The 11981-nt window shown below is 65.1% G+C and carries 13 protein-coding genes; 9 read left to right on the top strand and 4 right to left on the bottom strand.

Translation table 11 applies throughout. From position 1 onward, the window contains the following. Positions 1-15: 15 nt before the first annotated feature. Together TK90_RS06500 and TK90_RS06495 are read right to left on the bottom strand one after the other, a co-directional pair. Positions 16-624 carry a DUF3365 domain-containing protein gene (locus TK90_RS06500; RefSeq protein ID WP_012982687.1) on the bottom strand — a complete coding sequence of 203 codons (609 nt, stop codon included), beginning with the start codon at positions 622-624 and terminating at the stop codon, positions 16-18. A 216-nt stretch (positions 625-840) separates the two neighbouring features. Further along, positions 841-1401 (bottom strand): Smr/MutS family protein, encoded by a 561-nt coding sequence (locus TK90_RS06495; protein ID WP_012982686.1) that lies wholly within the window; start codon positions 1399-1401, stop codon positions 841-843. Positions 1402-1526: 125 nt separating this feature from the next. Between TK90_RS06495 and surE the strand changes: the two genes are divergently transcribed. From surE to rpoS, 5 genes are read left to right on the top strand one after another with little or no spacing between them, the layout of a single operon-like run. Continuing rightward, positions 1527-2300 carry a 5'/3'-nucleotidase SurE gene (gene surE / locus TK90_RS06490; RefSeq protein WP_012982685.1) on the top strand — a complete coding sequence of 258 codons (774 nt, stop codon included), beginning with the start codon at positions 1527-1529 and terminating at the stop codon, positions 2298-2300. Next, a complete protein-coding gene (locus tag TK90_RS06485) occupies positions 2290-2955 on the top strand; it encodes a protein-L-isoaspartate(D-aspartate) O-methyltransferase (protein WP_012982684.1) in 666 nt (221 codons plus the stop codon). Before surE ends, TK90_RS06485 begins: the two co-directional genes overlap by 11 nt. A gap of 47 nt (positions 2956-3002) precedes the next feature. Continuing rightward, positions 3003-3587 carry a YqaA family protein gene (locus tag TK90_RS06480; protein ID WP_012982683.1) on the top strand — a complete coding sequence of 195 codons (585 nt, stop codon included), beginning with the start codon at positions 3003-3005 and terminating at the stop codon, positions 3585-3587. A gap of 31 nt (positions 3588-3618) precedes the next feature. After that, on the top strand, positions 3619-4359 hold the full coding sequence (locus tag TK90_RS06475) for a peptidoglycan DD-metalloendopeptidase family protein (RefSeq protein WP_012982682.1): 741 nt from the start codon (positions 3619-3621) through the stop codon (positions 4357-4359). A 25-nt stretch (positions 4360-4384) separates the two neighbouring features. Next, entirely contained in the window at positions 4385-5464 is a 1080-nt protein-coding gene (gene rpoS, locus TK90_RS06470; RefSeq protein WP_012982681.1) for an RNA polymerase sigma factor RpoS, read from the top strand. Between the two features lie 24 nt (positions 5465-5488). Here the strand turns inward: rpoS and TK90_RS06465 are convergent, their stop codons facing one another. After that, entirely contained in the window at positions 5489-5869 is a 381-nt protein-coding gene (locus tag TK90_RS06465; RefSeq protein WP_012982680.1) for an Mth938-like domain-containing protein, read from the bottom strand. Between the two features lie 196 nt (positions 5870-6065). Between TK90_RS06465 and alaC the strand changes: the two genes are divergently transcribed. Genes alaC through thrC form a run of 3 tightly spaced genes read left to right on the top strand, consistent with a single transcriptional unit; the run spans position 6066 to position 9841 of the window. After that, positions 6066-7295: an alanine transaminase gene (gene alaC, locus TK90_RS06460; protein WP_012982679.1), complete on the top strand. Its 1230-nt coding sequence runs from the start codon at positions 6066-6068 to the stop codon at positions 7293-7295. 55 nt (positions 7296-7350) lie between these two features. Further along, the gene (locus tag TK90_RS06455) at positions 7351-8664 is read left to right on the top strand and encodes a homoserine dehydrogenase (protein WP_012982678.1); all 1314 of its coding nucleotides are present in this window, start codon (positions 7351-7353) and stop codon (positions 8662-8664) included. A gap of 34 nt (positions 8665-8698) precedes the next feature. Beyond that, positions 8699-9841 (top strand): threonine synthase, encoded by a 1143-nt coding sequence (thrC, locus tag TK90_RS06450; RefSeq protein ID WP_012982677.1) that lies wholly within the window; start codon positions 8699-8701, stop codon positions 9839-9841. 57 nt (positions 9842-9898) lie between these two features. Here thrC and TK90_RS06445 read toward each other — a convergent pair whose 3' ends face one another. Further along, positions 9899-10687, bottom strand: coding sequence for a dihydrofolate reductase family protein (locus tag TK90_RS06445; protein ID WP_012982676.1), 789 nt, complete (start codon positions 10685-10687; stop codon positions 9899-9901). A 143-nt stretch (positions 10688-10830) separates the two neighbouring features. Here TK90_RS06445 and ribA point away from each other — a divergent pair, with 143 nt between their 5' ends. Beyond that, positions 10831-11976: a GTP cyclohydrolase II RibA gene (gene ribA / locus TK90_RS06440; protein WP_012982675.1), complete on the top strand. Its 1146-nt coding sequence runs from the start codon at positions 10831-10833 to the stop codon at positions 11974-11976. The last annotated feature ends 5 nt before the right edge of the window (positions 11977-11981 follow it).

Raw genomic sequence — 11981 nt, 5'->3', positions numbered from 1 at the left:
GTGACCCTTTGGCGCTTACATCTCTTGTGTAATCGAGAATGCGCCACGCACGTCACCCTCGCTGAAGCCAGTGGCCTGGTCGTCGGGGTACAGGCGCTCCAGGGCGTGCTTGACGTCGCTGCTGATGTCCGAGCCGTGGCAGGCCAGGCAGGCGCCGCCGGTCGGAATCGCCGCCATGAAGCGGAAGCGGGCACCATCCTCGTCCTCGACCACCTCGTGGCGCGGGGCAAGCTCGTTGGCGGGGGTGCCGTCGGCATGCTGGGACTGGAAGTGCTCCAGCTGGATACGCTCCCATTCGTCAGGGCTGTTGTCCGGGTTGCGAATCTTCAGACTCGTGCGACCCACTTCCCAGCCGGTGTCGGCCGCAATCTCGTCCGCGATTTCGGGTGCCCGCTGGTTGCAGACCTCAATGGCCTGGGTCGGTCCGCCTTCTTCCATGGCGGCGACCAGCTCTCCCTGGAGGGTGCTTGCGAACTGTTCGATCGCTGCTCGCGTGTCGGCGATGCGCTCTTGCAGTTCTTCTTCGGTCATTTCTTTTGCGTGATCGTCGCCAAGGGCGTGTCCGCTAGTGCTGACGAACGCGGCCAGGCCAAGGGCGATCGGGGCTAGTTTCCAATTCTTCATGAACAGGACCTCCCAATGCAGTGTCCGTTGCGTCCCATAGAGCTGTACAAGACCTGTACAGAGCATGGTATCGATTGTCGGGGATTGCAAGGATTGGTATAGGAAAAATGTGAACCAGTCCCACGTCGAACCCCTACCTGGAACCAGTCTAATCCCAAAAATCAGCGAATGGGAATATGTGACTGAAGTATAGCAGTAGAGCGGTGTAACGCCGCGCTAACGCGTGGTTTTCAGTCGTTTCAACAGCACATACACCGCACCGGTGCCACCATCGGCGGGCGGTGCGGAGCAAAACGCCAGTACGTCGTGGCGCTGGCGCAGCCAGTGATCGGTGAGTCCCTTCAGCACGGGCCCTTTTTGCCGCGAGCGCATGCCCTTGCCATGCACCACACGGACGCAGAGGCGCCCATCCGCACGGGCCTGATCGAGAAACTGCCCGATCGCCTGTCGTGCCTCGTCCGCGAACATGCCGTGCATGTCGAGCTCATCTTCCACGCGGTAATGGCCATGACGCAGTTTGCGAAAGATGCGGTGGCTGATCCCGTCGCGGGCATAACGCAGTTCGTCACCCGGCTGGAGGTCGGAGGCGCCGATCGGATCGCTGAGCCAGTCGGAATGCGCAGCGGCCTCGTCGCGGTCGCGTTGGTGCGCGCGGGCAGGGGGGCGCGGCTTGCCGGTGTCGGCCTGGTCATGGTGCAGGCGTCGCACATCGCCAATCGCGCGCAGGAATTCGTCCGCGTCATCGGGCATGTCGTTGGGATCATCACCGGAGTTCATGGCAGGATACTCGCGTTTTCCGTGATGTGGACGGAGAAGAGCCTCATGCAAACGGTGAGGTTCCTGACCGCGCTCGGTATTCCGAATCCAGTATATTAGGCCACTTCCCAGCGACCCCAATCCGCATGCGCATTCTGGTAAGCAACGACGATGGTATCCATGCGCCAGGCATCCAGTGCCTGGCCAAATGTCTGCGTGAAGTCGCGGAGGTGCGCGTGGTGGCGCCGGATCGTGACCGCAGTGGTGCGTCCAACAGCCTGACGCTGGTACGCCCCGTGCGGGCACGGGACGTGGGGCATGACGGGATTCAGGTGGACGGGACGCCGACGGACTGTGTGCATCTCGCATTGACCGGCCTGCTCGGCGAGTGGGAACCGGATCTCGTAATCTCCGGGATCAACTCCGGTGCCAATATGGGCGACGATGTGCTGTATTCCGGCACCGTCGCGGCCGCGATGGAAGGGCGCTTCCTGGGTTTGCCGGCGATTGCGGTCTCGTTGGTAGGCACGGACTTCACACACTACGACGCGGCCGGTCGTATCGTGCTGGATCTGCTGGACCGGATTCATCGCGTACCGCTACCGGCAGCGACGATCCTGAACGTCAATGTCCCCGATCTGCCGCGCGAACAGATTCGGGGCGTGCAGGCGACACGCCTGGGCAACCGGCACCGGGCCGAGCCGATGATCGCGGATACCGACCCACGTGGGCGGCCGATCTACTGGGTGGGCCCGGCAGGCTCGGAACAGGACGCCGGCCCGGGTACGGATTTTCATGCGGTGCGAGAGGGCTATGTGTCGGTGACTCCTATTCAGGTGGACTTAACGCGTTACGACGCCATCGATACGGTGGGCCGCTGGCTCGAGGATGCAACGCCCGGGAGCCACCATGGTTCCTGATGCACGCGGGGCCGGTTTGACGTCGGGTCGGGCAAGAGAACGACTGATCCGCGTGCTGGAAGGCCAGGGTATCCATGATCGCCGGGTACTCGAGGCCGTTCGCGATGTCCCTCGCCACTTGTTTGTCGAGGAGGCGCTGAGCCATCGGGCTTACGAGAATATCGCGCTGCCGATCGGGCATCGTCAGACCATCTCGCAGCCGTTTATTGTTGCGCGCATGACCGAGGCCTTGCTGGAGGGCGGTCCTGTGAGCACTGTGCTGGAGATTGGCACCGGGTCCGGCTACCAGGCGGCCGTTCTCGCCAAGCTAGTGGACCGCGTCTACTCCGTCGAACGCATTCAGGCGCTCAGCCGGAATGCGCGGGAGCTGTTGAGCCGCCTGGGGATCAACAACGTCAACCTGCGGCACGGCGACGGGGCGGAAGGCTGGCCCGAGCGCGCACCGTTCGATGGCATTATCCTGACCGCCGCACCGCACAACGTTCCGGAGACCCTACTGACACAGTTGGCCCTCAATGGCCGCCTCGTAGCACCGGTGGAGGGGCCGGACGGGCGCCAGCAACTGGTGCGCTATACGCGGACCGACGAGGCCTATGTGCGCGACATTCTGGATGCGGTCATGTTCGTTCCCATGTTGCCCGGGGCCGAGCAGTGAGGTACGCGGATGTCCAGGCGTGATGTCTGCAGCCACCAGAGATCGGCATGAAACTGTTTGAGCCGCTGTACGATCGGGTCATGCAGTGGTCCCGCCACCGCCATGCCCCGCGCTACCTGGCGACACTGTCGTTTGCCGAATCCTCCTTTTTTCCCGTGCCGCCGGATGTCATGCTGGCGCCTATGGCGGCCGCGCGGCCACGGGCGGCCTGGCGCCTCGCCGCCCTGACGACGATCTTCTCCGTACTGGGCGGCTTGCTGGGTTATCTGATCGGGTGGGCCGCGTTTGAATGGATTGGACCATGGCTGGAACGCTGGGGATACGGCGCCGAGCTCGCGCAGGCCGAGGCCTGGTTCGCGGTCTGGGGCGTTTGGGTGGTATTGATCGCGGGGTTCTCGCCAATCCCCTACAAGCTGTTCACGGTCACCGCCGGGGCCTTGTCGATGGCCCTGATTCCGTTCGTGATTGCGTCGCTGATCGGGCGAGGGCTGCGGTTCTTCCTGGTGGCCTTCGTGATGGCCTGGGCGGGACCTCGAGCGGAGCAACACCTGCGGCCCTATATGGAGCGTATTGGCTGGGCGGGTGTGATCGTGCTGCTGGGCGCGATGGTGATCGTGTTGCTGATGGAATGACGGCTTGAGTCGGCGATTCCTGCAAACGCTCATGCTGGCGGCCCTCGCCGGACTGGTCGTGGCGTTGATCAGCGGTTGTGCCACGCGGGCCCCCAGCGGTACCAGCGAGGCATCGCGCGCCAGTGGTCCGGTGCCTGCGACCCACACGGTTCAACGCGAAGAAACCCTATACCGCATTGCCCAGCGCTACGGTCTGGACTGGCGCGAAGTGGCCCAGCGCAACGCGATCAGCGCCCCCTACATCATCTACCCCGGGCAGGAACTGCGCCTGCGCGGGGCGGCGCGCTCGTCACCGCCACAGGCCCCGCGTCAGCAGCGCCAGGAACCCACGACCGCAAGCCGCAGTGACAATGATAGCGGTAGCTCCCGGGAAGCCGCGCGCTCGGATCCCCCGCCAGACGATCCGGGTGGATGGCGGTGGCCGGCGGATGGTGACGTCCTGCGCGGTTTCTCCAGCAGCGGAACGCGACGCGGGCTCGCGATTGGTGGGGAGCGTGGCGACGAGGTGCGAGCCACGCGGTCCGGCGAGGTGGTCTATGCAGGTGGCGGCCTCGTGGGGTATGGTCGACTGATCATCCTGAAACACGACGCGCGCTTTCTGAGCGCCTATGGCCATAACGACGAGCTCCTGGTCTCCGAAGGGGATCAGGTCGAGGCCGGCGAGACGATCGCGCGTCTGGGTTCATCGGGCGCGGAGCGCCCAATGCTGCACTTCGAGATACGGGTAGACGGAACACCCGTGGATCCGACCCGATACCTGCCGGATCGCTAGACAGAAAAGGGAGTACAGGGCATCCATGGCTAAATCCCGGAAGCCGGTCGATTCGGAACTGGACGACGAACACCTGATGGATGAGGGAACCGGCCTGTCGGGTGAGGAGCATCCTGCCGAACACCTCGGCGCGACCCGCGACCCTCTGGCGACTGAAGAGAGTCCCGAGGAGGTCGATGATGTCCCGGCCCCGGAAGACGAGAAGGAGCTGTCCCCGGAACAGGATGTCCCGGTACGTCCCCGAACACTGCGTGATGCCCGCCCGGCCGAGCTCGACGCCATCCAGATCTACCTGCGTGACATTGAATACCGGCCGCTGCTGACCCCCGAAGAAGAGCGAAAGTATGCGCGCCTGGCCCGCGATGGCGATGAATCCGGGCGCCGACGCATGATCGAGTGCAACCTTCGGCTGGTGGTGAAGATCGCGCGGCGTTACCTGAATCGCGGTCTGCCGCTGCTGGATCTGATCGAGGAGGGCAATCTGGGCCTGATGCACGCCGTGGAGAAATTCGATCCCGAACGCGGCTTTCGTTTCTCGACCTACGCGACCTGGTGGATCCGCCAGACGATTGAGCGGGCCCTGATGAACCAGGGGCGCACGATTCGCATCCCGGTGCATGTCAGCAAGGAGTTGCGCATGCATGCGCGGATCGCCCGTAACCTGACCCAGGAGCTGGGTCGCGATCCCACCGAGGAAGAGTTGGCCCAGCGCCTGGGCAAGCCCGTGGCCGACATCCAGAAACTCCGGGCGATGTCCGAGCCCTCAACCTCCATGGACCTGCCGCCCGGGCCGGACGGCGAGCGTTCCCTCACGGATATCCTGGCGGACGTGAATGCACAGGAGCCGTCGTCGCTGCTGGAGGATCAGGACATTCAGCACCTGGTGGACGAGTGGCTGGGTGAACTGGATTACAAGCAGCGCGAGGTGCTGGTGCGACGGTTCGGATTGCATGGATTCGAGCGCTCGACCCTGGAGCAGGTGGGGGCCGAGATCGGCGTGACACGGGAGCGGGTGCGCCAGATTCAGATGGATGCCCTGAAGCGCTTGCGGCGTTTGCTTGAATCGCGCGGGATGAAGGGCGACGAAGTGCTGCCCAATTCCTGATGGCGATGCGCCCTGAGGCCGGATTCAGTCGCCGCCGTCGATGATCAAGGCGGCCGCCACCTCGCGACCCTCGGCCATGATCAGGTTGTAGGTCCGGCAGGCGGCCGCGGTATCCATGATCTCCACGCCGAATCCTTCGCTGCGCAAATGGCGCCATACGACCCGGTCCGGAAAGCGTTGTACCTCGCCGGTACCAATCAGCAGGACCTCCGGGGGATGATCGATCACGGATTGCAGGTGTTCGACCGCCAGCGCATCGATGGTATCGACCGGCCAGTCCTGCTGCAGCGCATTCGGCCGTACGATCAGGCTGCGGGTGTACCCGACCTGATTGATTCCCACGGCGCCCGACTCGTATCCGGTCACAATGTAGGACTCTTCGCTGGTGACTTCTGAAAACAGCATGCGCTACACGCTACTCCGGGCGCGAGGCAGGCTCAAGATCAGGCAGTTGCAGGGTGGCCAGTTTGGTGCCCGATTCGTTGACAGAGGCGGGCCCGGGTTATACTTTGGCGCGCTTTCCGGTACGGTATTCAAGGGGATTCCGCGGCGTCTCCCCCGACCTGCTGCCGGCTCGCTTGGCCCAACCAGGACCTGACCTGTGACCGACGTCTTTCCCCGTATCGAGCGCCTCCCGCCCTACGTCTTCAACATCGTGAATCAGTTGAAGGCCGAGGCGCGTGCCCGCGGCGAGGACATTATCGACTTCGGCATGGGCAATCCGGATCAGCCGACCCCCCGCCACATCGTCGACAAGCTCTGCGAGGCCGCCCAGCGCGGCGATACGCATCGCTATTCGGTGTCCAAGGGCATTCCACGGCTGCGCAGGGCGATCACGCGCTGGTACAAGAGCGAGTTCGATGTGGACCTGGACCCGGAGACCGAAGCGATCGTGACCATCGGCTCCAAGGAAGGTCTCGCGCATCTGGCGCTGGCCACCCTGGGGCCCGGGGACGCGGTGCTGGTTCCGAATCCCGCCTATCCGATCCATCCCTATGGTTGCGTGATCGCCGGGGCGGACGTCCGTCATGTGCCGCTGACGCCGGACGTCGATTTCTTCGCCGAGCTGGAGCGGGCGATTCAGGATTCCTGGCCCAGGCCGAAGATGCTGATCCTGAACTTCCCGGCCAACCCGACCACACAATGTGTGGACCGGGACTTCTTCGAGCGGGTCGTAGCGATCTGCAAGGAGCATGGCATCTGGATCGTGCACGATCTCGCCTACGCCGAGATCAGCTTCGATGGCTACAAGGCTCCGTCGATACTGGAAGTGCCGGGTGCGAAGGATATCGCGGTCGAGTTCTATACCCTGTCCAAGACCTACAACATGCCGGGCTGGCGCGTCGGTTTCATGTGCGGCAACCCGACGCTCGTGGCCGCCCTGGCGCGTATCAAGTCCTATCTGGATTACGGCACCTTCACGCCGATCCAGGTCGCTGCGATCGCCGCGCTGGAGGGCCCCCAGGACTGCGTCGACGAGATTCGCGAGCTTTATCGTTCTCGCCGCGACGTGCTGTGCGAGGGACTCGGCAAGCTCGGCTGGCATGTGGAGAAGCCGAAGGCGACCATGTTCGTCTGGGCGCCGATCCCGGAGCCCTATCGCGAGATGGGGTCGCTCGAGTTCGCCAAGAAGCTGTTGCGTGATGCCAAGGTCGCGGTCTCGCCGGGCGTTGGCTTTGGCAACTACGGCGACGACTTCGTGCGCTTCAGCCTGATCGAGAACGAGCAGCGCACGCGGCAGGCCCTGCGCGGGATCAAGGCCATGTTCCGCGCCGACTCGATCCTGGCGGATGCGACCACCGAGTCGGCCGAGCCGGCTCGAGGCGAATAGCAATCAGGCATTCATTCGGGCGGTAGCGCCCGCACGCAGACAAGACAAGGCTTTTATGACGCCGGTAAAGATTGGAATCCTGGGGCTGGGTACGGTTGGCTGTGGCACCGTCAATGTGCTGGACCGTAATGGAATCGAGATCGCGCGCCGGGCAGGCCGTGGTATCCAGGTGGTCGCGGCCGCCGCGCGCGATATCGAGCGTGAGCGCGATTGCGACTGTTCGCAGATCCGCCTGACCACGGACCCCGCGGCGGTCGTGAACGACCCGGAGGTCGAGGTCGTCGTCGAACTGATGGGGGGCACCGATCCGGCGCTGAACCTGGTGCTGGCCGCGATCGACGCCGGCAAGCACGTGGTCACCGCGAACAAGGCCCTGATCGCCCTGCACGGCAACACCATCTTCCAGCGCGCCCAGGAAAAGGGCGTCATGGTCGCGTTCGAGGCCGCGGTGGCTGGGGGCATCCCGATTATCAAGGCCATCCGCGAGGGCCTGGCCGGCAACCAGATTGAGTGGCTCGCCGGGATCATCAACGGGACTGGCAACTTCATCCTGACGGAGATGCGTGACAAGGGCCGCGACTTCGACGATGTGCTCGCCGAGGCGCAGGCACTGGGCTATGCCGAGGCCGATCCGACCTTCGACGTGGAGGGCATCGATGCTGCCCACAAGCTGGCGATCCTGGCGTCCATCGCCTTCGGTATCCCGCTGCAGTTCGACCGGGTGGCGGTCGAGGGGATCAGCAACATCACCCGCGAGGATGTCGGTTTCGCCGCCGAACTGGGCTACCGCATCAAGCATCTGGGCATTGCGCGGCGCACCGACAAGGGCTACGAACTGCGCGTGCACCCGACGCTGATCCCGGAACGTCGGCTGATCGCCAACGTCGACGGGGTTATGAACGCGGTGCTGGTCAATGCCGACGCGGTGGGCCCGACGCTGTACTACGGAGCCGGTGCCGGTGCCGAGGCCACCGCCTCCGCGGTGGTGGCCGATCTGGTCGACGTCGTGCGTGCCCTGACCACGGACCCCGAGAACCGGGTCCCGCATCTGGCCTTCCAGCCGGATGCCCTGTCGGACAAGCCAGTGCTGGATCTGTCCGAGGTGGAGACGTCGTTCTATCTGCGCCTGCGTACCCAGGACCGTCCGGGGGTGCTCGCCGATATCACCCGCATCCTGGGCGAGCACGGCATCAGCATCGAAGCGATTCTGCAGCGCGAGCCGGATCCGGAGCGCGGCGAGGCCACGATCATCATGCTGACGCACAAGGTCCGAGAGGGTGCGATGAACGAGGCGATCGCCGCGCTCGAGGCACTGGACCACCTGCTGACCCCAATTACCCGCATCCGCATGGAAGGGTTGGGGCGCTAAAGCCTCTCCTTTCGCAACGACAAAGAGAACACCCATGGCCTTTGGACACCGCTATACCGGACTGATCGAGCGCTACCGCGACCGCCTGCCGGTGCACGACGACACGCGCATCATCTCGCTGGGCGAGGGCAACACGCCGCTGATCCGCCTGAACAACATCCCGCGCGATCTGGCGCGAGAGGTCGAGATCTACGTGAAGTTCGAGGGCCTGAACCCGACCGGTTCGTTCAAGGATCGCGGCATGACCATGGCGGTCACCAAGGCTGTGGAAGAGGGCTCGCGCGCGATTGTCTGCGCCTCCACCGGCAACACCTCCGCCGCGGCCGCCGCCTATGCGGCCCGGGCCGGGATCACCGCGTTCGTCGTCATCCCCGATGGCAAGATCGCGATGGGCAAGCTGGCGCAGGCGATGATGCACGGCGCCACCGTGATTCAGATTGAAGGCAACTTTGACGATGGCATGCGCCTGGTGAAAGAGGTCGCCTCCAACACGCCGGTGACCTTGGTGAACTCGGTCAATCCGTATCGTCTGCAGGGCCAGAAGACCGCCGCCTTCGAGATCGTCGAGGAACTGGGCCGCGCCCCGGACTATCACTGCCTGCCGGTGGGCAACGCGGGCAACATCACCGCGCACTGGATCGGCTACAGCGAAATGGCCGCCAAGAGCAGCGACGACGTGACCGATGCCTGCTCCTACTGCAAGGGCCACTGCAAGTACGCGGGTGGTGGCATGGTGGGCAATCGCCCGCACATGGTCGGCTACCAGGCGGCGGGCTCCGCGCCGTTCATGCGCGGGGCGATGGTCGACGACCCGGACACCGTGGCCACGGCGATCCGCATCGGACACCCGCAGTCCTGGGACATGGCCTGGAAAGTGCGCGAGGAATCCAGCGGCTGGTTCGACGAGTGTCAGGACGACGAGATCCTGGCTGCTCAGAAGCTCCTGGCCGAAAAAGAGGGCGTGTTCTGCGAGCCCGCGTCGGCGGCCTCGCTGGCCGGTGCCCTGCGCGATATCCGCGAGGGCAAGATTCGGGAGGGTTCCACCGTGGTGTGCACCCTCACGGGTAACGGTCTGAAGGATCCCGACACGGCCATCGCACAGAGTGTGGTCCAGCCGACCAAGGTCCCGGCGGAGCTGGACGCGGTCTCCCGAGCGATCCGCGACAACCTCGCCTAGCCAGGCGCCAGGCTACCCGGGGCGCTTTGAGCGCTGCGGCGAGCGGCCCTGAAACGTTCAGGGCTTGCTGCGCAGGTCCAGGTCGTAAAGGGTGTCGCCACCCAGTCGGAAGATGCGGCAGGGTGGGCGCAGGGCCTGATCGAGGGTGTCGATCTCGGGCAGAGTGATGCCGTGGCGCCCGGAACCGATCAGCATCGGTGCGATCGTCAGATGCAGGCGATCCAGGGTGTCACTGGCGAGGAAGCGCGACACCGTCCGGCCTCCGCCCTCGACCAGCAGTCGATGCAGGCCATGCTCGGCCGCCAGGCGGTCGCGGAGCGCGGGCGGCGCAAAGCGGCCATCGGCATCGACGGGCATCACCATGCATTCGACGTTGTCGGGCATATCGCAGGGGCCATGGCCCTCGGCGTGAACGACCAGCGTTTTCACCTCGCCGTCCTGGAAGACGCGGGCGTTGGGCTGTATGCGACCGTCCGGGTCGAGGATGACACGTACCGGATGGACGCCCTCGGCCTTGCGCACGGTGAGACGCGGGTCGTCGGCGACCACGGTGCCCGCGCCCACCACGACGCCGTCCACCAACGCACGCAAGCGGTGCAGGTGCTCGATGTCCTCGGGGCCGGTCACGTACTGGGAGTGCCCGCTTTGCGTCGCGATACGGCCGTCGAGGCTCTGGCCCAGTTGCGCTACGGTAATACTCTCCGCCTCGATGATCGGGCCGTACAGCTCGAGCAGGTCGTGCGCCGCGGGGGCAAGGGGGCCGGGCAGGGGACAGCAGCCCGGATCGGCACGCTGGGCCAGAAGCCAGCGCCAGGCCTCTTCCTCGGTCACCGGATAGGCAGTCATGCCTGAAAAACCCGGGTTTCGCGACCCTCCAGGGGCACATGCGATAGGCTTGGGGGAAACAGGGGCGACGGGTCGCGGCTGGACAAGGTGGAATTCGCGTCCTGCGGGCTGGTCATAAGAAACACTCCATTGGGAAGGACCTGATGCACAACGCCGATCGTGGGATTTTCGACCTTCGCCGGGGCCATCCGGTTTTGCTAAGCGGCGAGCAATCCAGTGTACTGGTAGCCGCCGTTGAAGGTCTGACCCCGGTGTTGCTGGATCGCCTGACGCATATGACCGGCGGTCGCCCACGTCTGATTCTAACGCCCCACCGCGCGTCCGCAATGGGCTGGCCGCAACCGCTGGCCGAGGGCTGGGAAGGCGTCGCGCTGGAATTTGCGCCCGGAACTGACCCGGAGGCCCTGTTTACCCTGGCCAGTGCCCCGGAGGCCTCGAACGAGGGGGAGCACCCGGCCCATGCCCTGGATCAGGCGGAGGTTCGTCCCGCCGAGCCCGCGGAAGTCGCGGCGCTGGAGCTGGCCCGCGCCGGTCGTCTGCTGCCGGCCGTCGTATCGGCGCGAGTGCCCGAACCGGTACCCGAGGCCATCCATTCGGCGCTCGCCGACGGGATGTTTCTGGATGTGGGCGAGCGCGAGGCACGGGCGGTTGCGCATCACCCACGCCTTGAGCTGGCCTACGTGAGCGAGGCGCCGGTACCCCTCGCGGATGCCCCCGTGACCCGGTTCATGCTGTTCCGGGAGGGAAACGGGATCCTGGAACATGTGGCGGTGGTTATCGGCGAGCCGAACGAGTGGCCGGATGCCGTTCCGGTACGGCTGCATTCGGCCTGCCTGACGGGCGATCTGTTCGGCAGCCTGCGCTGTGATTGCGGCGATCAGCTGCGCCTCGGCGTGAAGACGATCAACGAGAGTGGTGGCGGGGTGCTGCTGTATCTGGCCCAGGAGGGGCGGGGTATCGGCCTGGCGAACAAGCTGCGCGCCTACACGATGCAAACGGCGGGTCTGGACACGATCGATTCCGACTGCCAACTGGGCTTCGAGGCTGATGGACGCCGTTACGATGCGGCCGTGGAGATGCTGGAGTTTCTCGGCATCGACACGGTGCGCGTACTGACGAACAACCCCGCGAAGATCGAGGCGCTGCGCGCTGGGGGCATCCGGGTGGTGGCCCGCGAGCCCGTCCACGGCACGCTGAATCCGCACAACCTGCGCTATCTCAGTACCAAGGCGGACCGCGGCGGCCATTGGTTGCAGGAACTGCTGGCCTCGGAGGCGGAGCGGGGCTGACCGGG

The organism is Thioalkalivibrio sp. K90mix (assembly GCF_000025545.1).
In the GTDB taxonomy this organism is placed as follows: Bacteria; Pseudomonadota; Gammaproteobacteria; order Ectothiorhodospirales; family Ectothiorhodospiraceae; genus Thioalkalivibrio.
Note: the sequence above shows the minus strand (reverse complement) of the source record. Positions and strands in the feature narration are given on the sequence as shown.